The following is a 22,608-nucleotide window of genomic DNA, read 5'->3' as shown; positions in this document are numbered from 1 at the left end:
ATTATAGGGAGTTATTTCAGGCTGACAAGTTAAAAATACAAAAAACTTATCAAACGATTACTTTTCACTCAACCCTTCTATTTTTGCCTGGTTTTTAAACAAAAACGAGCCCCGCAGGGCTCGTTTATTATCGTTTTGTGACTTACTGCACTGCCACGATACGGTCGTCGTTCACTTCCAGGCGAATGGCTTTGCCAGGAATCAGCTCCCCAGACAAAATTTGCTGCGCCAGCGGGTTTTCGATCTGTTGCTGGATAGCGCGTTTCAATGGACGCGCGCCATATACCGGATCGTAACCATTTGCACTCAGCAGTTTGAGCGCTTCGTCAGAGATATGGATTTCATAGCCACGCTCTTCCAGACGTTTATACAGACGCTGCAGTTGGATCTGAGCAATAGAAGCAATGTGCTGCTCACCCAACGGATGGAATACCACAACCTCATCTATACGGTTGATAAATTCCGGACGGAAGTTATGGCTCACAACGCCCAGCACCATATCCTTCATGTGGCTGTAATCGAGCTCGCCAAAACGTTCCTGGATCAGATCAGAGCCCAGGTTCGAAGTCATGATGACCACCGTATTACGGAAGTCGACCGTTCTCCCCTGCCCGTCGGTCAGACGACCATCGTCAAGCACCTGCAACAGAATGTTGAACACATCCGGATGCGCTTTCTCCACTTCATCCAGCAGGATGACGGAGTAAGGACGACGGCGCACTGCTTCAGTGAGATAACCACCCTCTTCGTAGCCGACATATCCCGGAGGCGCACCGACCAGACGAGACACCGAGTGTTTCTCCATAAACTCGGACATATCGATACGCACCATTGCATCGTCACTGTCGAACATAAAGTTTGCCAGCGCTTTACACAGTTCAGTTTTACCGACACCGGTCGGCCCAAGGAACAGGAATGAACCAATCGGACGGTTCGGGTCAGACAGCCCAGCACGGCTACGGCGAATCGCGTTAGATACCGCTTCAACCGCTTCGTTCTGGCCAATCACACGGCTGTGCAACTCCTGCTCCATACGCAACAGTTTTTCCCGTTCGCCTTCCAGCATGCGGGCAACCGGGATCCCCGTCCAACGCGCCAGCACTTCAGCAATTTCTGCATCGGTCACTTTGTTACGCAACAGACGCATAGTTTTACCTTCCGACTGGGTAGCGGCTTCCAGCTGTTTTTCCAGCTCCGGGATTTTACCGTACTGCAGCTCGGACATCCGCGCCAGATCGCCCACACGACGCGCCTGCTCAATGGCAATCTTCGCCTGCTCCAGCTCAGCCTTAATCGTCTGAGTACCGGAGAGCGAGGCTTTTTCCGCTTTCCACTCTTCTTCTAACTCAGAATACTGGCGCTCTTTGTCGTCCAGTTCTTCGTTGAGCATATCAAGACGTTTTTTACTCGCCTCATCAGACTCTTTCATTAATGCCTGCTGTTCCAGTTTGAGCTGGATAATACGGCGGTCGAGTCTGTCCAGTTCTTCCGGCTTGGAGTCAATCTGCATACGAATGCTGGATGCCGCTTCATCGATCAGGTCGATGGCTTTATCCGGCAACTGACGGTCGGCAATATAGCGGTGAGACAGCGTCGCTGCCGCCACAATCGCCGGGTCAGTGATCTGCACATGGTGGTGCAGCTCATAACGTTCTTTCAGACCACGCAAAATGGCGATGGTGTCTTCTACTGAAGGTTCAGCCACAAACACTTTCTGGAAACGGCGTTCCAGCGCCGCATCTTTTTCGATGTACTGACGATATTCATCGAGCGTGGTTGCGCCTACGCAGTGCAGTTCCCCACGCGCCAGCGCCGGTTTCAGCATATTACCGGCGTCCATGGCGCCATCGGCTTTACCCGCGCCAACCATGGTATGCAGCTCATCAATAAACAGAATGACGTTGCCTTCTTGTTTAGAGAGATCGTTCAGCACACCTTTTAAACGTTCTTCAAACTCGCCACGATATTTCGCCCCGGCCACCAGCGCGCCCATATCCAGCGCCAGTACGCGGCGGCCTTTTAAGCCTTCCGGCACTTCGCCGTTGATAATACGCTGCGCCAGCCCTTCAACGATGGCGGTTTTACCCACGCCTGGTTCACCAATCAACACCGGGTTATTTTTAGTACGACGTTGCAGCACCTGAATGGTGCGGCGAATTTCTTCATCACGACCGATAACCGGATCGAGCTTGCCCTGTTCGGCGCGTTCGGTCAGATCGACGGTATATTTTTTCAAGGCCTGACGTTGGTCTTCAGCTCCCTGATCATTCACGCTTTCACCTCCACGCATTTGTTCAATTGCCTGAGTGATATTGGCGGTCGTCGCCCCTGCTGATTTTAATAAATCGGTCAGCGTACCGCGTGACTCAAGCGCCGCCAGAACGAACAGTTCTGACGAAATAAAGTTGTCCCCACGTTTTTGCGCCAGCTTGTCGCAAAGATTCAGTACACGCACCAGATCCTGAGAAGGCTGCACATCACCGCCGGTGCCTTCTACCTGCGGCAAGCGGCTCAACGCCTGGTCAATGGCTGTACGTAACTGGCCGGCATTAATGCCAGCAGAGGTTAATAAAGGACGTACCGATCCCCCTTCCTGATTCAGCAAGGCGCTCATTAGATGAAGTGGTTCGATGAATTGATTGTCGTGCCCCAATGCGAGTGACTGGGCATCGGCAAGAGCAAGCTGGAATTTATTAGTAAGACGATCCAGACGCATAACTCCTCCCATAACAGGTCAAAATTGCTACTGGAGATTAAATGAGGTCATCCCTCAATTATTCAAGGTGAATGACCTGAATTATGTGAAAAGAAAATTACACGTACCGGATCGTCTTGATTCTTTAGGTTATATCAGCCAAATAAAACTTGCCATACGACCCGTGGTATTGTCGCGACGATAAGAGAAGAAAGTCTCACTTTCGCTGAAGGTGCACCGGTCACCGCCGTAGAGGTGCGTCACGCCGACATTTGCCAGACGCTGGCGCGCAAGCTGGTAGATATCCGCCAGATATTTGTCTGCGCGCGGTACAAATGCGAGGTCCGCCTGCGGATCATGCGCCATGAACGCTGCGCGGACTTCTGCCCCCACTTCAAACGCGTTCGGGCCAATCGCCGGGCCTAGCCAGGCAATAATGTTTTCAGGTTTGTCGGCAAAACACGCCACCGTCTCTTCCAGCACACCGGCGCATAATCCGCGCCAACCTGCATGGGCCGCCGCGACTTCCGTACCTGCACGATTACAAAATAGTACGGGCAGACAGTCCGCCGTCATCACCGCACACACGGTGCCTGGCGTATTGCTGTATGACGCATCCGCACGTTTGGAGGAGTACGGCTCGCCCGTCAGTTTCAGGACCTCCTTACCGTGGACCTGTTCCAGCCAGACTGGCTTTGAAGGCAGATTGCCCGCAGCAAACAGTCGTTTGCGGTTCTCTTCGACATGCTCCGGGTTATCGCCGCAATGGGCGCCCAGATTCAGCGAATCATAAGGCGGCATACTGATACCGCCAATACGGGTAGAACTACATGCCGCAACACCTTGCGGTAGCGGCCACTGCGGGACAATTAGCTTACTCATAACCAGGCAATATCATCCTTATGTTCTTCGAAATCAGCGCGCATCACTTCAATCAGTTCCACCATATCTTGCGGAATTGGCGCATGCCACTCCATTTCGATACCGGAAATCGGGTGATACAGACGCAGCATGGTCGCGTGCAGCGCCTGACGGTCGAACTTACGCAATACGGAAATAAATTCGTCAGAAGCGCCTTTTGGTGGACGCGGACGACCACCGTAGACCGGATCGCCCACCAGCGGATGGGTGATATGCGCCATGTGCACGCGGATCTGGTGCGTACGTCCGGTTTCCAGACGCAACCGCAGACGCGTGTGCACACGGAAGTGTTCCATAATACGATAGTGCGTCACCGCCGGTTTACCCATCGGGTGTACCGCCATGTGTGTACGCTTGGTCGGGTGACGGCTAATCGGCTCTTCAACGGTTCCGCCCGCTGTCATATGACCAATCGCCACGGCTTCGTACTCACGGGTAATTTCACGCAGCTGTAATGACTCCACCAGACGCGTCTGCGCCGGAACGGTTTTTGCCACCACCATTAATCCGGTCGTGTCTTTGTCCAGACGATGGACGATACCCGCGCGAGGAACATCCGCAATTGGCGGGTAGTAATGCAGCAACGCATTCAATACCGTGCCATCAGGATTGCCTGCGCCCGGATGCACCACGAGGTCACGCGGTTTGTTGATAACAAGAATATCGTCATCTTCATACACGATATCCAGCGGGATATCCTGAGGCTCAAAACGAACCTCTTCGTCAATTTCTGCATTGATGGAGACCTGCTCTCCACCCAACACTTTTTCTTTCGGTTTATCGCAAAGATTGCCATTTACCAGCACGCGCTGGTCGAGGATCCATTCTTTTATGCGCGATCGCGAATAATCAGGGAACAATTCGGCCAAAGCCTGATCTAAGCGTTGACCGAGCTGATTTTCGGAGACTGTTGCGGTGAGTTCTACTCGTTGTGCCATAAACTGCTTCTTTGTTTAACGTTGGGTTTTACGGCTTTGCCGTTTAATATAGTGTGCTATTGTAGCTGGTCTTAACCGGGAGCAGGAACAGAGAATCTCCCGTAAAACATTTTGAGGAAAGTCAAAACGTCATGACGCGCATGAAATATCTGGTGGCAGCAGCCACGTTGAGCCTGTTTTTGGCGGGTTGCTCTGGTTCAAAGGAAGAGGTGCCCGATAATCCGCCAAATGAAATCTACGCGACTGCTCAGCAAAAGCTGCAGGACGGTAACTGGAAACAGGCAATAACGCAATTGGAAGCGTTGGATAACCGTTATCCATTTGGACCGTATTCTCAGCAGGTGCAATTAGATCTCATCTACGCCTACTACAAAAACGCCGATCTGCCACTTGCTCAGGCTGCCATCGATCGTTTTATCCGTCTTAATCCGACACACCCTAACATTGATTATGTCATGTATATGCGTGGCCTGACCAATATGGCGTTGGATGATAGCGCACTGCAAGGATTCTTTGGGGTTGATCGCAGCGATCGCGATCCACAACATGCCCGAGCTGCGTTTAATGACTTTTCCAAACTGGTACGTGGCTATCCGAACAGCCAGTACACCACTGACGCCACTAAACGTCTGGTGTTCCTGAAAGATCGTCTGGCGAAGTATGAATACTCCGTTGCGGAATATTACACTGCCCGTGGCGCATGGGTGGCGGTGGTAAACCGTGTGGAAGGCATGCTGCGCGACTACCCGGATACCCAGGCAACGCGTGATGCTCTGCCGTTAATGGAAAACGCTTATCGCCAGATGCAAATGAATGCTCAGGCAGAAAAAGTAGCGAAAATCATTGCCGCCAACAGCAGTAACACCTGATTTACCTAAGGGCTGCCGTTTTTTTATCCGTTTACGCCATAACTGAAGCGGTTTAGCTCCAACGCATCTTATCAAATATGGCCTGCTTTCTGCTATTCCTCAAGTAAAAAATCGCTTGTTCCTGCGGTGCCTCACAAAAAGGTTTTCTTGACAAAAAGCGACAAAATAATGTGATTTAAATCACACATTTTGACTTTAGGAACGGTATGCTGGAATCACCAAGACGGGAAAGACAAGAGGTAAAATTTATGACAATGAACATTACCAGTAAACAAATGGAAATTACTCCGGCAATTCGCCAGCATGTCGCAGACCGTCTCGCCAAACTTGAAAAATGGCAAACTCATCTGATTAATCCACATATCATTCTGTCTAAGGAGCCACAGGGTTTCATTGCTGATGCCACCATCAATACACCGAACGGACATCTGGTCGCCAGCGCAAAACACGAGGATATGTACACCGCAATTAACGATTTGATCAACAAGCTGGAACGGCAGCTCAATAAAGTGCAGCACAAAGGCGAAGCCCGTCGTGCAACAACTTCAGTCAAAGACGCCAACTTCGTCGAAGCAGAAGAAGAGTAGTCCCTTACATTGAGTGTATCGCCAACGCGCCTTCGGGCGCGTTTTTTGTTGACAGGGTGAAAACAGTACGGGTACTTTACTGACGTAGCCAAAGGAAAATTACATGAAACTTGCCCCGTTCTTCTTCGCATTCTTTTTTACCTTCCCCTGAATGGGAGGCGTTTCGTCGTGTGATAAAGAATGCGAAGACGAACAATAAGGCCTCCCACAATGGGGGGCCTTTTTTATTGATAACAAGAAAGGCAACACTATGACATCGGAAAACCCATTGCTGGCGCTGCGCGATAAAATCAGTTCGCTGGATGAAAAATTACTGGCCCTGCTGGCTGAACGGCGTGGGCTGGCCGTAGAAGTCGGTAAAGCTAAACTGCTTTCACATCGTCCGGTACGTGATATCGACCGCGAACGCGATCTGTTAGACCGGCTGATTCAGCTTGGCAAAGCGCATCATCTCGACGCGCACTATATCACCCGCCTGTTCCAACTGATTATCGAAGACTCCGTCCTGACGCAGCAGGCACTGCTCCAGCAACATCTGAACAAAATTAACCCCCATTCCGCGCGCGTGGCCTTTCTTGGGCCAAAAGGATCATATTCTCACCTCGCCGCACGTCAGTATGCTGCACGCCATTTTGAACAATTTATTGAAAGCGGCTGCGCGAAATTTGCCGATATCTTTAATCAGGTCGAAACCGGGCAAGCAGACTACGCGGTCGTTCCGATTGAAAACACCAGCTCCGGCGGAATTAACGACGTTTACGATCTGCTGCAGCACACCAGCCTGTCAATTGTTGGCGAGATGACCATAACCATTGACCACTGCGTACTGGTGTCCGGCACAACCGATCTCGAAACTATTGATACGGTATACAGCCATCCGCAACCGTTCCAGCAGTGCAGCAAATTTCTGAGCCGTTATCCGCACTGGAAGATTGAGTACACCGAAAGCACCTCTGCGGCGATGGAAAAAGTTGCACAGGCTAACTCTCCGCGCGTAGCGGCGCTGGGCAGCGAGGCCGGAGGCGTACTGTATGGTCTGCAAGTTCTTGAGCACATTGAGGCCAATCAGTCGCAAAACATCACCCGCTTCGTGGTGCTGGCGCGCAAGGCAATCAACGTTTCCGACCAGGTTCCGGCGAAAACCACGCTGCTGATGGCGACAGGCCAGCAGGCAGGCGCCCTGGTTGAGGCATTGCTGGTACTGCGAAACCATAATCTGATTATGACCAAGCTGGAATCACGTCCGATTCACGGCAATCCATGGGAAGAGATGTTTTATCTTGATATCCAGGCGAATCTGGAATCCCCCCAAATGCAAAAGGCGTTAAAGGAATTGGGGGAGATTACGCGTTCGATGAAGGTGCTGGGATGTTACCCGAGTGAGAACGTGGTGCCGGTCGATCCGAGTTAACGTGACAATGCCGGATGGCGCTAAGCTTATCCGGCATCTTAGTTAAGGACGGCTGTCATTCGCCTGGCGCAACAAAGTACGGCTTTCGCTCTGGAAGCGTTTCGCATAATCGCCAAACCAGTGCTCCACCTTACGGAAGCTGTCGATAAACGCTTGCTTATCGCCCTGCTCCAGTAAACCAATCGCCTCACCAAAACGTTGATAGTAGCGTTTGATCAGCGCAAGGTTGCTCTCAGACGACATAATGATATCGGCATACAGCTGCGGATCCTGGGCAAACAGGCGTCCAACCATCGCCAGTTCAAGGCGATAAATCGGCGAAGAGAGCGCCAGCAATTGTTCCAGTTGCACGTTTTCTTCCGCCAGGTGCAGACCATAGGCGAAGGTCGCAAAGTGACGCAAGGCCTGAATAAACGCCATATTCTGGTCGTGTTCAACGGCGCTGATCCGATGCAGCCGCGCGCCCCAGACCTGAATCTGTTCCAGGAACCACTGATAGGCTTCCGGCTGACGTCCATCACACCAGACAACCACCTGTTTTGCCAGACTGCCGCTGTCCGGACCAAACATGGGATGTAACCCCACCACCGGACCATCGTGCGCTGCCAGCATCGCCTGTAAAGGACCATTTTTCACCGATGCCAAATCGACCAGGATACAGTCAGACGGCAGACGCGGTAATTTAGCGATCACCTGCTCGGTGACGTGGATCGGCACGCTGACGATCACCATGCCTGCATCAGAGACGATCTCCGACGCGCGATCCCAGTCCTGCTGTTCCAGGATCCGCACCTGATAACCTGACAGAGTGAGCATTTTTTCGAAAAGACGCCCCATCTGACCACCGCCGCCGACGATCACTACCGGTCGTAGGGAAGGACAAAGCGTTTTAAATCCTTTGTCATTTTCACTGGAGTAGGACTCGCGCATAACCCGGCGCAGCACATCTTCAATCAGATCCGGCGGTACGCCAAGGGCTTCCGCTTCCGCGCGGCGTGAAGCCAACATAGAGGCCTCCCGCTCCGGCACGTAAATCGGCAGCCCAAAGCGGCTTTTTACTTCACCGACTTCGGCAACCAGCTCCAGGCGGCGTGCCAGCAAATCCAGCAGCGCCTTGTCGACTTCATCAATTTGATCGCGTAATGCGGTCAATTCAGCAACCATAACCAACCTCTTATGCTACACGCGCCGACAGCTGGCCGTTTAAATCCTGGCTAATTTCACGCAGTAGCGCATCCGTCATTTCCCAGCTAATGCATGCATCAGTTACGGACACGCCGTATTTCATTGCGCTGCGCGGCTGTTCGGAAGACTGGTTGCCTTCATGAATATTACTTTCAATCATCAAACCAATGATCGAGCGATTGCCATCTTTGATTTGCGCAATCACGGATTCAGCCACGGCAGGCTGACGGCGGTAATCTTTATTGGAGTTACCATGACTGCAATCTACCATCAGGGAAGGTCTTAGTCCCGCCTGTTCCATCTCTTTTTCGCACTGGGCAACATCTGCCGGGCTGTAGTTCGGCGCTTTGCCGCCACGCAGGATCACATGACCGTCCGGATTGCCCTGAGTTTGCAGCAGCGCTACCTGCCCTGCCTGGTTAATACCGACAAAACGGTGTGACTGCGCCGCGGCACGCATGGCGTTGATCGCGGTTGCCAGGCTACCGTCAGTGCCGTTCTTAAAGCCAACCGGCATCGAAAGACCAGAAGCCATTTCACGGTGAGTCTGTGATTCCGTGGTACGCGCACCGATTGCCGACCAGCTAAACAGATCGCCCAGGTATTGTGGGCTATTAGGATCCAGGGCTTCAGTTGCCAGCGGGAGTCCCATATTTACCAGTTCAAGCAGCAGTTGACGCGCAATTTTCAGTCCAGCTTCAACATCAAAAGAGCCATCCATATGAGGATCGTTAATTAACCCTTTCCAACCAACGGTAGTACGGGGTTTTTCAAAATAGACGCGCATCACCAGGTAGAGGTTATCGCTGACCTCTGCGGCAAGGGCTTTAAATCGACGAGCGTACTCAATTGCCATTTCAGGATCGTGAATGGAGCACGGACCACATACCACCAGCAGACGCGGATCGCGACCGGAGATAATATCTGAAATGGTTTTACGCGACTGGGCGATTTGCGCCTCTTGTGCCTGGCTCAGCGGAAATTCAGCTTTCAGCTGTTCCGGAGTCATCAGAACCTGTTCGTCGGTAATATGTACGTTGTTCAGCGCGTCTTTTTGCATGATGGTGATCCTGTTTAGCTCGTTTGCGATAGTTGATCCTCAGCGAGGAGGAAATAACGATATCACAACAGGTAAAGATTTCAATCCATAATCCGTAAATTTTAATTTACAGCGCTCTATTAGTCACTAAATAAAGCCTATCTGAGTGTATATTTAAATTTACACCATCCTGATATCAGATCCACTATGCTTAAAAAAACGCGGGAGCACAGGCAATGAAGCAACTCATCAGCACCTTATTAATACTACTTCTTAGCGGATGTCAGATAGCCCCCTATACTCACGCCCCTACCTGGACTGGCACCGACTGGTACGATGCCGGGATACGCGATGCCATTTCAGGCTATGCGGTTAAAGATAATGAAATTCTTGCCGACAATTACAATGATCCAGAAGTCGATCGTACGGAATATCTTAAGGGTTACGCCGAGGGACAACGTAAAACCTGCCAGCAGGATTTTGTTTACGCCAGGGGTCTGGCCGGGAAAACCTTTCCCCCAAGTTGCGATACTGTCGAAAATGTTGACCAGTTACACAACGCCTGGCAAAAAGGGGCAAACGAAGGTAATGCCGCTATAAGATTAAATTAAACAATAACTTATATTTTATATGCACATAAGATTTAACTTAAATTATCCATAGCTTTATACCCGGAATAATGACGACTTAGGAAAATAATGTTATTTTGTCTCAAACAATCTTGAGTGTATTTCGACGCTTTACGGCAACCGCTGGTAGGTAACTATTCATGAGCTATTCTTACCGACTCATACTTCTACTGGCACTGCTCCTGACCGGATTACCGCTGTACGCCCAGAGCGTTACGGAAGAAGCAAAATCTGTACGCGCGATGGTTTCCGGCATCGTCAGTTATACACACTGGCCTGCACTTTCCGGGCCACCAAAACTGTGTATTTTCTCTTCATCGCGTTTTTCCAGTGTACTGGGAGATACCAGTACTGGTGCTTTACCCTATCTTCCCGTCATCATTCGTACGGAACAAGAAATATTAGTTTCGCAGTGTGATGGTTTTTATTTTGGAAAAGAATCCCCTGGTTATCAGGTGGAATTAAAGAATAAATATCCGACAAAGGCACTGTTATTAATCGCTGAACAGAATCCCGAATGCGTTATTGGCAGTGCCTTTTGCCTCATAATTAAAGATGAAGATGTGAGATTTTCCGTAAATATGGATTCCCTTTCACGCAGTGGCGTAAGGGTCAGTCCAGACGTATTGATGCTTGCACGGAATAAAAAGCATGGATAAGGGCCATTCTCCCATAACACGCCCGACGTTTAAGCGGACATTACGGCGTATCAGCATAATCAGCGTCCTGGTCACCATGACGTTGATCTGGCTACTGCTTAGCATTTCCTCCGTGCTGGCATTAAGACAGTATGCGCAAAAGAACCTGGACCTGACCGCAGCCACGATGACTCGTACACTTGAAGCTGCATTAGTCTTTTCTGACAGTGTTGCGGCAACAGAAACTCTGGCGGCGCTAGGGCAACAAGGGCAGTTTTCCGTAGCGGAAGTGCGTAATAAAAATCAGAACGTGATCGCCACCTGGCGCTATGACGCGCAGGACACCACTGAAAAGATCAGCGGTTTGATCAGCCACTGGTTGTTTCCACAACCGGTCACACAGCCCATTTTGCATAATGGCAATGTTATTGGTGAAGTGCGCCTGACTGCCCGCGATAGCGTGATCAGCCATTTCATTTATCTGTCGCTGGCCGTTCTTACCGGATGCATTCTGCTGGCATCAGGCATAGCATTAATGCTCACTCGCTATTTGCACAATGGCGTAGTAGAAGCCCTGCAAAATATCACCGAGGTGGTACATGATGTCCGTACCAACCGTAACTTTTCACGACGTGTTTCAGAAGAACGTATCGAAGAATTTCATCTTTTTGCCCAGGATTTTAATAGCCTGCTGGACGAGATGGAGGAATGGCAACTTCGGTTGCAGGCAAAGAACGCTCAGCTTTTGCGTACCGCGTTACATGATCCTCTGACAGGACTGGCAAATCGCGCCGCATTTCGCAGCAGCATTAACGCCCTGATGAACGACGATGCTGCCCGCAGCAGTTCTGCATTGCTATTCCTTGATGGTGATAATTTTAAATTTATTAACGATACCTGGGGCCACGCAGCGGGCGACCGTGTTCTGATTGAAGTTGCAAAAAGGCTGTCCGAGTTTGGAGGTGATCGACATCACCCCTACAGGCTTGGCGGCGATGAGTTTGCCATGGTGCTGTATAGCGTTCACTCAGAATACGAAGTTCAGCGTATCTGTGCCGCACTGTCACAAGCGTTTAACCGACCTTTTGACCTGCACAATGGTCATCTGGCAAGCATGACACTCAGCATTGGCTTTGCGCTGACGTGGGAACATGCCTCTGCCGAGAAATTACAAGAACTTGCCGATCAAAATATGTATCAGGCCAAACATTTGCGTTCTGAACGCATTATTAAATAAGGAATTACACACATGTTAAAACGTCTATTTTCACCGTTTTTTCTGCTTTTACTGATCGTGGCAGGCTGTCAGGCACCTCAGGGAAAATTTACCCCAGAGCAAATTGCAGCTATGAAATCGTACGGATTTAGCGAAGTTTCAGGAGACTGGTCTCTTGGCCTGTCTGACAATATCCTGTTTGATAAAAACGACTATAAGCTACGTCCGGAAAGTGAAAAGCAGATTCAGGAAATGGCATCCAAACTGGCTGCTACCGGGCTAAACCATGCTCGTCTGGATGGTCATACGGATAACTACGGCGAAGACAGCTACAACGAGGCTCTGTCGCTCAAACGCGCGAATGTCGTGGCCGATGCCTGGGCACAAGGCGCTAATATTCCCCGTACCAATCTGACCACCCAGGGACTCGGGAAGAAATACCCTATCGCCAGTAACCAGACCTCTAAAGGTCGTGCTGAAAACCGCCGTGTCGCGGTCGTCATCGCCACACCGTAATCATCCCCGGCTGACTGTATCCAGAGAGTATGTAAAGTCTCCCGGCAGTCAGTCTGTTCCCGTCAGTAAATATCGCGATAAAAAAAGGGCCAGCCTTTCGGCCAGCCCTTTTCTAACAGGATGTCGCTTGCGCGAATCTTAGTTAAGACGCTCTTTGATACGAGCAGACTTACCAGTGCGCTCACGCAGGTAGTACAGTTTAGCTTTACGAACAGCACCACGACGTTTAACAGCAATGCTGTCAACTACCGGAGAGTGAGTCTGGAAGACACGCTCAACGCCTTCGCCGTTGGAAATTTTACGAACAGTGAATGCAGAGTGCAGACCGCGGCTACGAATAGCGATAACCACGCCCTCAAATGCCTGCAGACGTTTTTTGGAACCTTCAACAACCCATACTTTCACTTCCACGGTATCACCCGGACGGAAGGAAGGTACGTCCTGCTTCATCTGTTCTTGTTCAAGTTGCTTAATAATGTTGCTCATAATTTAATCTCTTATCCTGGGTAAACTGATATTGGGGGCTTACGCCTGCCCATCATGTTTATGTTGCTGTTGTGCGTGTTCCTTTTTGAACTCCGCCAGCAACCTTGCTTGCTCTTCAGTCAGAGCCAGGTTTTCCAGAAGTTCAGGTCTTCTAAGCCAGGTCCGGCCCAGCGACTGTTTCAAACGCCAGCGACGTATCTCAGCGTGGTTCCCCGACAGTAATACTGCCGGTACTTCCATCTGCTCTAACACTTCAGGTCGGGTATAGTGTGGACAGTCCAGCAACCCGTCAGCAAACGAATCTTCGATTGCTGATGCTTCATGACCCAGAACCCCCGGAATAAACCGGGAAACGGAATCGATCAGCGTCATTGCCGGTAACTCACCACCGCTGAGGACGTAATCGCCGATTGACCATTCTTCATCAATTTCGGTTTGAATCACGCGCTCATCAATACCTTCATAGCGACCACACACCAGAATCAGCTTTTGATTCGTGGCCAGTTCGCTGACGCCCGCTTGATCAAGCTTGCGTCCCTGAGGTGACAGATAAATCACCTTTGCGCCTTCACCAGCCGCAGCTTTTGCTGCATGAATGGCGTCCCGTAAGGGTTGCACCATCATTAACATCCCCGGTCCGCCGCCGTAAGGACGATCGTCCACGGTACGGTGCCGGTCATGAGTAAAGTCTCGAGGACTCCAGCTCTGGATGTTCAGCAGGCCATTTTTTACTGCCCGGCCAGTTACCCCGTAATCGGTAATTGCGCGGAACATTTCAGGAAACAGGCTAACGATACCTATAAACACAAGCCAATCCCCATAACGCCGACTTTTACCGTTTATCCGGTGGTTTAAAAACCAGGATCCCAATCTACTTCGATAGTACGAGTAGCGAGATCGACTTTCTTGATAACCTGCCCATCGAGGAACGGTACAAGACGTTCCTTGATACCAAACGCATCTTTCAGGTTTGCCTTGATGACGATGACGTCATTCGAACCGGTTTCCATCATATCGACGACTTTACCGAGATCGTAGCCTTCAGTGGTCACTACCTGGCAGCCCATAAGGTCTTTCCAGTAGTAGGAACCATCTTCCAGCGCTGGCAACTGCGAGGAATCCACGACAATTTCGCAATTGGTCAGTAGATTCGCCGAATCACGATCGTCAACGCCTTTCAGCTTGATGATCAGATCCTGATTGTGGTGCTTCCAGCTTTCCAGCTGTACTTGCTGCCACTGACCCGCCTTCTGGATAAACCAGGGCTGATAGTCAAAAATGCTTTCGGCGTCTTCAGTGGAAGAAAACACTCTGAGCCAACCACGAATACCGTAAGAAGACCCCATTTTCCCCAAAACGATGGGTTCCACAGGAGCCTGCGCGGCGAGTTGCTTGCTCATCATGACCACCGTGACAGATTAAGCTGCTTTGTTTGCTGCTTTGATCAGCGTAGCTACGCGATCAGAAATAGTCGCGCCCTGGCCAACCCAGTGAGCGATGCGATCCAGATCCAGGCGAGTGCCTTCTTCTTTTTCGCTAGCGATTGGGTTAAAGAAGCCAACGCGCTCGATGAAGCGACCGTTGCGTGCATTACGGCTGTCGGTGACAACAACCTGGTAGAACGGACGCTTTTTAGCGCCGTGACGAGCTAAACGAATAGTAACCATAACATCCTCTTGTGTGAATAAAACACCGGGCCCCATCGAGGGAAGGGACCCGGTGTCATATTAAAAGCCCGAAAATTTTACTGATTTCTGGGAAAAAAGCAATCAACATGTGATGAAGCTTGATTCCAGGGCGTGACCGTTGCAGCCAGTTTGGCGTCGGCGTGCGCGCAGAAAGCGGAGCGTACACGCAGTACGTGAGCATTTCGAGCACACTCCGGCGTCAAAATGGCAAATAAGGTAGCCCGATATATTTATCTACCCGGGAAGCCTGGCGGCATCATCCCCTTCATACTCCGCATCATCTTCGCCATCCCGCCTTTCTTCATTTTCTTCATCATGCGCTGCATGTCGTCGAACTGTTTCAGAAGGCGGTTAACGTCCTGTACCTGCATACCGCAGCCGGTAGCAATACGGCGTTTACGGGAACCTTTGATGATTTCCGGCTTAGCGCGTTCTTTCATCGTCATCGAGTTGATGATGGCTTCCATACGCACCAGCACTTTATCGTCCATCTGCGATTTCACATTGTCAGGGATCTGACCCATACCCGGCAGTTTGCCCATCAGGCTTGCCATACCGCCCATGTTTTTCATCTGCTTGAGCTGCTCAAGGAAATCGTTGAGATCGAAGCCGTCGCCTTTTTTCAGCTTGCTGGCTAATTTCTCTGCCTGCGCGCGGTCAACTTTGCTTTCGATATCTTCGATCAGCGACAGCACGTCGCCCATGCCGAGAATACGTGAAGCAATACGATCCGGGTGGAACGGCTCCAGCGCTTCGGTTTTCTCGCCGACACCGAGGAATTTAATCGGCTTGCCGGTGATATGACGAATAGAAAGCGCCGCACCGCCACGAGCATCACCATCAACTTTGGTCAGCACCACGCCGGTTAATGGCAGCGCTTCGTTAAAGGCTTTTGCGGTATTGGCGGCATCCTGACCGGTCATCGCATCGACGACAAACAGCGTTTCTACCGGCTTGATAGAAGCGTGGACCTGTTTGATTTCGTCCATCATCGCTTCGTCAACGTGCAGACGACCGGCGGTATCCACCAGCAGCACGTCGTAGAATTTGAGTTTGGCTTCTTTCAGCGCGGCGTTGACGATATCGACCGGTTTTTGACCGACATCCGACGGGAAGAAGTCCACACCAACCTGCTCGGCCAGCGTTTCCAGCTGTTTAATCGCCGCCGGGCGATAAACGTCCGCGGAGACCACCAGCACTTTCTTCTTGTGCTTCTCACGCAGGAATTTCCCCAGCTTACCCACGCTGGTGGTTTTACCTGCCCCCTGCAAGCCCGCCATCAGCACGACGGCAGGCGGCTGAGCAGCCAGATTCAGGGTCTGGTTTTCTTCGCCCATTGCCGCAACCAGCTCGTTACGGACAATCTTGACGAATTCCTGACCCGGCGTCAGGCTTTTGTTAACTTCATGACCAACCGCTTTCTCTTTTACGCGATTGATAAACTCACGCACTACCGGCAGCGCTACGTCAGCCTCCAGCAGCGCCATGCGCACTTCGCGCAGCGTCTCTTTAACGTTGTCTTCAGTAAGGCGTCCACGGCCACTGATATTGCGCAGCGTGCGCGACAAACGATCGGTTAAATTATCAAACATTGTCTCTCGCCTGGGGTGGAAACGGTCGGTCGCGACAGCGACACATCAACAGAAATTTGTCGCAGTATAACATGAAGCCGCCTTTGTTGTTATGCAACGGTTGGAGCAGCGGTCACGTAACGCTATACTGCTTTTCTTTATCACTGGCCAACTGTCGACACCTAATATGCCCGTTTTTGCTCTGCTCGCCCTTGTCGCCTACTCAGTCAGCCTCGCGCTGATTATTCCCGCTCTGCTGCAAAAAAACAGCGGCTGGCGGCGTATGGCTATTCTTTCTGCGGTCGTCGCGCTGGTAAGCCATGCTATCGCCCTGGAAGCGCGTATCCTGCCCGGCGGTGAAAGCGGACAAAACCTGAGCCTGTTGAACGTTGGCTCGCTGGTTAGCCTGATGATCTGCACGGTAATGACTATCGTCGCTTCACGCAACCGTGGCTGGCTATTACTGCCCATTGTCTACGCCTTTGCTCTGATCAACCTCGCCTTCGCGACGTTTATGCCTAACGAGTTCATCACCCATCTCGAAGCGACACCGGGCATGATGATTCACATCGGGCTATCGCTGTTTGCTTACGCCACGCTGATTATCGCCGCGCTGTATGCACTACAGCTGGCCTGGATCGATTATCAATTGAAAAACAAAAAACTGGCGTTCAGTAATGAAATGCCGCCACTGATGAGCATTGAGCGGAAAATGTTTCATATCACCCAGATCGGCGTGGTTCTGCTGACGCTCACTCTGTGTACTGGCCTGTTTTACATGCATAACCTGTTCAGTACTGAAAATATTGATAAAGCCGTTCTTTCTATCGTGGCATGGTTTGTCTATATCGTTCTGTTGTGGGGGCATTACCATGAAGGCTGGCGCGGACGTCGCGTCGTATGGTTTAACGTCGCAGGCGCAGTCATTCTGACGCTGGCCTATTTTGGCAGCCGTATACTGCAGCAGTTCGTGAGTTAAATCTTTAAGGAACCCTACGTGGAACACATCTCCACCACCACGCTCATTGTCACGCTTCTCATCATGGTGGTCATTTCCGCCTATTTTTCCGGTTCTGAAACCGGAATGATGACTCTGAATCGCTATCGTCTGCGGCATCGGGCCAAGCAGGGTAATCGTCAGGCAAAACGCGTTGAAAAGTTACTTCGCAAGCCGGATCGCCTGATAAGCCTGGTACTGATCGGGAATAACCTGGTGAATATTCTGGCCTCCGCGCTTGGCACGATTGTCGGTATGCGCCTGTATGGCGATGCCGGCGTCGCCATCGCCACCGGGGTGCTAACGTTTGTGGTGCTGGTTTTTGCCGAAGTACTGCCAAAGACCATTGCCGCGCTGTATCCAGAAAAAGTCGCCTACCCGAGCAGTTTTTTGCTGGCCCCCCTGCAAATCATCATGATGCCGCTGGTCTGGTTGCTTAATACCATCACCCGTCTGCTGATGCGCATGATGGGTATCAAAACGGATATCGTGGTGAGCGGTTCGCTGAGTAAAGATGAACTGCGAACGCTGGTGAATGAATCACGCTCCCAAATCTCACGTCGTAATCAGGATATGCTGCTGTCCGTGCTGGATCTGGAAAAAGTCAGCGTCGATGACATCATGGTGCCGCGCAGTGAAATCATCGGCATTGATATTAACGACGACTGGAAATCAATCGTGCGCCAGCTTTCGCACTCCCCCCACGGTCGTATTGTGCTGTACCGCGACTCACTCGACGATGCCATCAGTATGCTGCGCGTACGCGAAGCCTGGCGATTAATGGCGGAGAAAAAAGAGTTCACCAAAGAGACCATGTTACGCGCGGCTGACGAAATTTATTACGTCCCGGAAGGTACGCCCCTCAGCACCCAGCTCATTAAATTTCAGCGCAATAAGAAGAAAGTGGGTCTGGTGGTCAATGAATATGGCGATATTCAGGGGCTGGTCACGGTCGAAGATATTCTGGAAGAGATTGTCGGCGATTTCACCACGTCAATGTCACCGACGCTTGCCGAAGAGGTGACGCCGCAGAATGATGGCTCAGTGATCATTGACGGCAGCGCCAACGTTCGTGAAATCAATAAGGCGTTTAACTGGCACCTGCCGGAGGATGACGCACGTACCGTGAACGGTATTATTCTTGAAGCGCTGGAAGAGATCCCGGTTGCCGGCACGCGAGTGCGTATTGGGCAGTACGATATCGATATTCTCGACGTGCAGGACAATATGATCAAACAGGTACAGGTGTTGCCGGTTACACCGCTGCGCGAGAGCGTATCGGACCAGTGAGAGGAGTCCGGACCGGGTAGCGCATCAGCATTACCCGGCCCGAGGCTGATTAGCCTTTGGCTTTCGCCACGGAGACCATCGCCGCACGGATGGTACGTCCGTTCAGGGTATAGCCTTTCTGCATGACCATCAGCACATTACCGGCAGCAACATCGTCAGACTCTACCATTGCAATGGCCTGATGCACGTTCGGGTCCATCGGCACATCGATATCCGCAACCACCTGCACACCAAACTTCGCCACCACATCCAGCATTGACTTACGCGTCAGCTCAATACCTTCAATCATCGGCGCCATCGCATCATTGTCTTTGTCCGCCACTTCCAGCGCACGATCCAGACTGTCCAGCACCGGCAGCAGCTCGTTGACGAATTTTTCCAGCGCAAATTTATGCGCTTTTTCTACGTCCAGTTCGGTACGACGACGCAGGTTTTCCATTTCCGCTTTGATACGCAACACACTGTCGCGCTCGCGAGTTTCGGCCTCAGCAAGCTGAGCTTCCAGATTCGCAATTTTTTCATCGCGCGGATCCACCTGCTCAGCAGAAGCGTCTGGTTCAACCGCCTCAACTTCTTCGTGCTGATCCATGATAATTTCTTCCGGGGCTTGCCCCTCAGGCGTTTTCTGTTCTTTACTACTCATGAATTTCTCCGCGTTTTTTTCGCATTCATCTCGCTAACCTGGATTATTATGGGGATAAGATTCAGGGTTTCAAGGGAAGTACTCACATTGTCACTAATCTTCGTTACAAGGACCTCGAGAAAATGAACAATCATTTCAAGTGTATTGGCATTGTGGGGCATCCACGTCACCCCACTGCACTGACAACACATGAAATGCTCTACCGTTGGCTGTGCACCAAAGGTTATGAGGTTATCGTGGAGCAACAAATCGCTCACGAGCTACAGCTGAAAAATGTGAAAACCGGTACGCTCGCGGAGATTGGCCACCAGGCAGACCTCGCCGTAGTCGTCGGTGGCGACGGCAATATGCTGGGCGCTGCGCGCACCCTGGCACGTTATGACATCAAGGTTATCGGCATTAACCGTGGTAACCTCGGTTTCCTCACCGACCTCGATCCAGACAATGCCCACCAACAATTAGCCGACGTGCTGGAAGGCCACTACATCAGCGAAAAACGCTTTTTACTCGAAGCCCAGGTATGCCAGCAGGATTGCCAGAAGCGCATCAGCACCGCAATCAACGAAGTGGTACTGCATCCAGGAAAAGTGGCGCACATGATTGAGTTCGAAGTGTATATCGATGAAATCTTTGCCTTCTCTCAGCGTTCCGACGGGCTAATTATCTCCACGCCTACCGGCTCTACCGCCTACTCGCTCTCTGCCGGAGGCCCAATTCTGACGCCTTCTCTGGATGCTATTACGCTGGTACCGATGTTCCCGCATACGCTTTCTGCGCGTCCGTTGGTAATCAATAGCAGCAGCACCATTCGTCTACGTTTCTCGCATCGCCGTAGCGATCTGGAGATCAGCTGCGACAGCCAAATCGCCCTGCCGATACAGGAAGGGGAAGACGTATTGATCCGCCGCTGTGATTATCATCTGAACCTGATACATCCAAAAGATTACAGCTATTTCAATACATTAAGTACAAAACTGGGCTGGTCAAAAAAATTATTCTAATTTAACGCCAACCTCTTTACTGTATAAAAAACCAGTTTATACTGTATGTAATTACAGTTATGGTTTTTCATACAGGAAAACAGCTATGTTGGCACAACTGACCATCAGCAATTTTGCTATCGTTCGTGAACTTGAGATCGATTTCCAGAACGGCATGACCGTCATCACCGGTGAGACAGGTGCGGGTAAGTCCATTGCCATTGATGCTCTCGGTTTGTGCCTGGGCGGGCGCGCAGACGCTGACATGGTGCGCGCAGGCGCTGCGCGAGCCGACCTCTGCGCCCGTTTCGCCTTAAAAGACACCCCAGCAGCTCTGCGCTGGCTGGAAGAGAACCAGCTTGAAGATGGCCGTGAGTGCTTGCTGCGTCGCGTGATCAGCAGCGACGGCCGCTCCCGTGGCTTTATTAACGGTACCGCCGTTCCGCTGTCACAGCTTCGTGAGCTGGGCCAGCTGCTGATTCAAATCCACGGCCAGCACGCGCACCAGCTTCTGACGAAATCCGAACACCAAAAATTCCTGCTTGATGGTTACGCCAATGAAGCATCCCTGACCCAGGAAATGACCGCGCGCTATCAGCTATGGCACCAAAGCTGCCGCGATCTGGCGCATCATCAGCAACAAAGTCAGGAACGCGCAGCACGGGCGGAACTGTTGCAATATCAGCTAAAAGAATTGAACGAATTCAACCCGCAGCCGGGCGAGTTTGAGCAAATTGATGAAGAGTACAAGCGTCTGGCTAACAGCGGGCAATTGCTCACCACCAGCCAGCAGGCGCTGGCTATCCTCGCGGATGGCGAAGACATCAATCTGCAGAGCCAATTGTACACTGCAAAGCACCTGGTCACTGAACTCGCAGGCATGGACGGCAAACTTTCCGGTATCCTGGATATGCTGGAAGAGGCAACCATTCAGCTCAGTGAAGCCAGCGATGAACTGCGCCACTATTGCGATCGTCTGGATTTAGACCCTAACCGTTTGTTCGAACTTGAGCAGCGTATTTCAAAGCAAATCTCGTTGGCACGTAAACATCACGTCTCCCCGGAAGCGTTGCCGCAGTTCTATCAGTCTTTGTTAGATGAGCAACAGCAACTTGACGATCAGGCCGACTCGCTCGAAACCTTAACCCTGGCGGTGAACAATCACCACCAGCAGGCGCTGGAAACAGCAAAAAGGTTGCACCAACAGCGCCAGCATTATGCTGAGGAACTGGGACAATTCATTACCGAGAGTATGCATACCCTTTCGATGCCGCATGGTCTCTTTTGCATTGATGTAAAATTTGATGAGCACCATCTGAGCGCGGACGGTGCCGATCGCGTGGAGTTTAAAGTTACCACTAACCCGGGTCAGCCGTTACAGCCGATCGCGAAAGTTGCTTCTGGCGGCGAGCTGTCGCGCATCGCTCTGGCTATTCAGGTTATTACCGCACGTAAAATGGAAACCCCAGCGCTGATTTTCGATGAGGTTGATGTCGGCATCAGCGGTCCGACGGCTGCGGTCGTGGGCAAAATGCTGCGTCAGTTGGGGGAATCAACCCAGGTTATGTGCGTAACTCACCTGCCGCAGGTTGCTGGTTGTGGTCATCAACATTTCTATGTCAGCAAGGAAACTGACGGCGCAATGACGGAAACACACATGCAGCCGCTTGATAAACGCGCGCGTCTGCAGGAGTTAGCCCGCTTACTTGGCGGAAGCGAAGTCACGCGCAACACCCTCGCAAACGCAAAAGAACTGCTGGCGGCATAAACTTTTTTCCCTTGTGAAGGTCTGAGTTCAACATAAAATCGCCGATCGACCCGACAGCAAAAGGTTTTAAAGTGGTGAAAGGTCTATTATCATCGGCATATTACATATGAGCCGCGTACTGCTCGGGCCCGAAAAGGAATCAAATCACTATGCGCTGTAAAACGCTGACTGCTGCTGCAGCAGTACTACTGATGTTGACTGCAGGCTGTTCCACTCTGGAGCGAGTGGTTTACCGCCCTGACATCAACCAGGGAAATTATCTGACACCGACCGATGTCGCCAAAGTGCGTACAGGCATGACGCAACAGCAGGTTGCTTATGCTCTGGGTACCCCGATGATGTCCGATCCTTTTGGCACAAACACCTGGTTCTATGTGTTCCGTCAGCAACCTGGACATGAAGGCGTAACTCAGCAAACGCTGACGCTGACCTTTAACAGCAGCGGCGTATTGACCAACATTGATAACAAACCTGCCCTGACCGACAACAAGTAGGTTTGAGAGATCAAAAAAAGGTGCTCAATGAGCACCTTTTTTATTAT

The 22,608-nt window shown here is 51.2% G+C and carries 24 protein-coding genes and 1 other annotated feature; of the genes, 13 read left to right on the top strand and 11 right to left on the bottom strand.

What is annotated here, in order from left to right; translation table 11 throughout:
- Window positions 1-142: 142 nt before the first annotated feature.
- From clpB to rluD, 3 genes are all read right to left on the bottom strand, one after another.
- The gene (clpB, locus tag FDW97_RS23375) at window positions 143-2,716 is read right to left on the bottom strand and encodes an ATP-dependent chaperone ClpB (protein ID WP_038642736.1); all 2,574 of its coding nucleotides are present in this window, start codon (window positions 2,714-2,716) and stop codon (window positions 143-145) included.
- A 129-nt stretch (window positions 2,717-2,845) separates the two neighbouring features.
- Window positions 2,846-3,577 (bottom strand): purine nucleoside phosphorylase YfiH, encoded by a 732-nt coding sequence (yfiH, locus tag FDW97_RS23370; RefSeq protein ID WP_137351686.1) that lies wholly within the window; start codon window positions 3,575-3,577, stop codon window positions 2,846-2,848.
- Window positions 3,574-4,554: a 23S rRNA pseudouridine(1911/1915/1917) synthase RluD gene (gene rluD, locus FDW97_RS23365; protein ID WP_038642740.1), complete on the bottom strand. Its 981-nt coding sequence runs from the start codon at window positions 4,552-4,554 to the stop codon at window positions 3,574-3,576. Before rluD ends, yfiH begins: the two co-directional genes overlap by 4 nt.
- 131 nt (window positions 4,555-4,685) lie before the next feature.
- On the opposite strand from rluD, the gene bamD reads away from it, so the two are divergent.
- From bamD to pheA, 4 genes are all read left to right on the top strand, one after another.
- Window positions 4,686-5,423, top strand: a complete 738-nt coding sequence (bamD, locus tag FDW97_RS23360) for an outer membrane protein assembly factor BamD (RefSeq protein WP_005130417.1) — start codon at window positions 4,686-4,688, stop codon at window positions 5,421-5,423.
- 248 nt (window positions 5,424-5,671) lie between these two features.
- On the top strand, window positions 5,672-6,010 hold the full coding sequence (raiA, locus tag FDW97_RS23355) for a ribosome-associated translation inhibitor RaiA (protein WP_003031244.1): 339 nt from the start codon (window positions 5,672-5,674) through the stop codon (window positions 6,008-6,010).
- A 102-nt stretch (window positions 6,011-6,112) separates the two neighbouring features.
- Window positions 6,113-6,238 (top strand) — a sequence feature (Phe leader region).
- A complete protein-coding gene (gene pheL / locus FDW97_RS23350; protein ID WP_121530024.1) occupies window positions 6,114-6,161 on the top strand; it encodes a pheA operon leader peptide PheL in 48 nt (15 codons plus the stop codon). It overlaps the preceding feature by 48 nt.
- Before the next feature lie 22 nt (window positions 6,239-6,260).
- The gene (gene pheA / locus FDW97_RS23345; protein WP_121529415.1) at window positions 6,261-7,421 is read left to right on the top strand and encodes a bifunctional chorismate mutase/prephenate dehydratase; all 1,161 of its coding nucleotides are present in this window, start codon (window positions 6,261-6,263) and stop codon (window positions 7,419-7,421) included.
- 42 nt (window positions 7,422-7,463) lie between these two features.
- On the opposite strand, the gene tyrA is transcribed toward pheA, so the two are convergent.
- The gene (gene tyrA / locus FDW97_RS23340) at window positions 7,464-8,585 is read right to left on the bottom strand and encodes a bifunctional chorismate mutase/prephenate dehydrogenase (protein ID WP_038642745.1); all 1,122 of its coding nucleotides are present in this window, start codon (window positions 8,583-8,585) and stop codon (window positions 7,464-7,466) included.
- A 10-nt stretch (window positions 8,586-8,595) separates the two neighbouring features.
- Entirely contained in the window at window positions 8,596-9,666 is a 1,071-nt protein-coding gene (gene aroF, locus FDW97_RS23335; RefSeq protein WP_042313300.1) for a 3-deoxy-7-phosphoheptulonate synthase AroF, read from the bottom strand.
- Between the two features lie 215 nt (window positions 9,667-9,881).
- Between aroF and FDW97_RS23330 the strand changes: the two genes are divergently transcribed.
- The 4 genes from FDW97_RS23330 to FDW97_RS23315 all read left to right on the top strand — a co-directional run bounded on the left by FDW97_RS23330 (window position 9,882) and on the right by FDW97_RS23315 (window position 12,644).
- Entirely contained in the window at window positions 9,882-10,256 is a 375-nt protein-coding gene (locus FDW97_RS23330; RefSeq protein ID WP_137351685.1) for a DUF2799 domain-containing protein, read from the top strand.
- Window positions 10,257-10,414: 158 nt separating this feature from the next.
- On the top strand, window positions 10,415-10,933 hold the full coding sequence (locus tag FDW97_RS23325) for a YfiR family protein (RefSeq protein ID WP_038642751.1): 519 nt from the start codon (window positions 10,415-10,417) through the stop codon (window positions 10,931-10,933).
- On the top strand, window positions 10,926-12,149 hold the full coding sequence (gene dgcN / locus FDW97_RS23320) for a diguanylate cyclase DgcN (protein WP_038642753.1): 1,224 nt from the start codon (window positions 10,926-10,928) through the stop codon (window positions 12,147-12,149). The genes FDW97_RS23325 and dgcN overlap by 8 nt, the downstream gene beginning before the upstream one ends.
- A gap of 12 nt (window positions 12,150-12,161) precedes the next feature.
- Window positions 12,162-12,644 (top strand): OmpA family protein, encoded by a 483-nt coding sequence (locus FDW97_RS23315; protein WP_038642755.1) that lies wholly within the window; start codon window positions 12,162-12,164, stop codon window positions 12,642-12,644.
- A 138-nt stretch (window positions 12,645-12,782) separates the two neighbouring features.
- Here FDW97_RS23315 and rplS read toward each other — a convergent pair whose 3' ends face one another.
- From rplS to ffh, 5 genes are all read right to left on the bottom strand, one after another.
- On the bottom strand, window positions 12,783-13,130 hold the full coding sequence (gene rplS, locus FDW97_RS23310; protein ID WP_006687325.1) for a 50S ribosomal protein L19: 348 nt from the start codon (window positions 13,128-13,130) through the stop codon (window positions 12,783-12,785).
- A 39-nt stretch (window positions 13,131-13,169) separates the two neighbouring features.
- On the bottom strand, window positions 13,170-13,937 hold the full coding sequence (gene trmD, locus FDW97_RS23305; RefSeq protein ID WP_003031232.1) for a tRNA (guanosine(37)-N1)-methyltransferase TrmD: 768 nt from the start codon (window positions 13,935-13,937) through the stop codon (window positions 13,170-13,172).
- Window positions 13,938-13,981: 44 nt separating this feature from the next.
- Complete coding sequence (gene rimM / locus FDW97_RS23300) at window positions 13,982-14,530, bottom strand: ribosome maturation factor RimM (RefSeq protein WP_003031230.1); 549 nt, start codon at window positions 14,528-14,530, stop codon at window positions 13,982-13,984.
- Window positions 14,531-14,548: 18 nt separating this feature from the next.
- Window positions 14,549-14,797 carry a 30S ribosomal protein S16 gene (gene rpsP / locus FDW97_RS23295; protein WP_003031228.1) on the bottom strand — a complete coding sequence of 83 codons (249 nt, stop codon included), beginning with the start codon at window positions 14,795-14,797 and terminating at the stop codon, window positions 14,549-14,551.
- Between the two features lie 251 nt (window positions 14,798-15,048).
- Window positions 15,049-16,410 (bottom strand): signal recognition particle protein, encoded by a 1,362-nt coding sequence (gene ffh, locus FDW97_RS23290; protein ID WP_006687321.1) that lies wholly within the window; start codon window positions 16,408-16,410, stop codon window positions 15,049-15,051.
- 166 nt (window positions 16,411-16,576) lie between these two features.
- Here ffh and FDW97_RS23285 point away from each other — a divergent pair, with 166 nt between their 5' ends.
- Both FDW97_RS23285 and FDW97_RS23280 read left to right on the top strand, forming a co-directional pair.
- Window positions 16,577-17,368: an inner membrane protein YpjD gene (locus FDW97_RS23285; protein ID WP_042313291.1), complete on the top strand. Its 792-nt coding sequence runs from the start codon at window positions 16,577-16,579 to the stop codon at window positions 17,366-17,368.
- An 18-nt stretch (window positions 17,369-17,386) separates the two neighbouring features.
- Complete coding sequence (locus FDW97_RS23280) at window positions 17,387-18,676, top strand: HlyC/CorC family transporter (RefSeq protein WP_038642758.1); 1,290 nt, start codon at window positions 17,387-17,389, stop codon at window positions 18,674-18,676.
- Window positions 18,677-18,725: 49 nt separating this feature from the next.
- Here FDW97_RS23280 and grpE read toward each other — a convergent pair whose 3' ends face one another.
- Window positions 18,726-19,319, bottom strand: coding sequence for a nucleotide exchange factor GrpE (gene grpE / locus FDW97_RS23275; RefSeq protein WP_038642760.1), 594 nt, complete (start codon window positions 19,317-19,319; stop codon window positions 18,726-18,728).
- Between the two features lie 122 nt (window positions 19,320-19,441).
- Here grpE and nadK point away from each other — a divergent pair, with 122 nt between their 5' ends.
- The 3 genes from nadK to bamE all read left to right on the top strand — a co-directional run bounded on the left by nadK (window position 19,442) and on the right by bamE (window position 22,561).
- Window positions 19,442-20,320, top strand: coding sequence for an NAD(+) kinase (gene nadK / locus FDW97_RS23270; RefSeq protein ID WP_137351684.1), 879 nt, complete (start codon window positions 19,442-19,444; stop codon window positions 20,318-20,320).
- Between the two features lie 85 nt (window positions 20,321-20,405).
- Window positions 20,406-22,067 (top strand): DNA repair protein RecN, encoded by a 1,662-nt coding sequence (gene recN, locus FDW97_RS23265; RefSeq protein WP_137347947.1) that lies wholly within the window; start codon window positions 20,406-20,408, stop codon window positions 22,065-22,067.
- Between the two features lie 149 nt (window positions 22,068-22,216).
- The gene (bamE, locus tag FDW97_RS23260; protein ID WP_003826401.1) at window positions 22,217-22,561 is read left to right on the top strand and encodes an outer membrane protein assembly factor BamE; all 345 of its coding nucleotides are present in this window, start codon (window positions 22,217-22,219) and stop codon (window positions 22,559-22,561) included.
- Window positions 22,562-22,608: the final 47 nt, after the last annotated feature.

Source organism: Citrobacter sp. wls708, assembly GCF_005281255.1.
Taxonomy (GTDB): domain Bacteria; phylum Pseudomonadota; class Gammaproteobacteria; order Enterobacterales; family Enterobacteriaceae; genus Citrobacter; species Citrobacter werkmanii.
The sequence above is the reverse complement of the archived record's forward strand: the minus strand, read 5'-3'. Positions and strand labels throughout refer to the sequence as shown.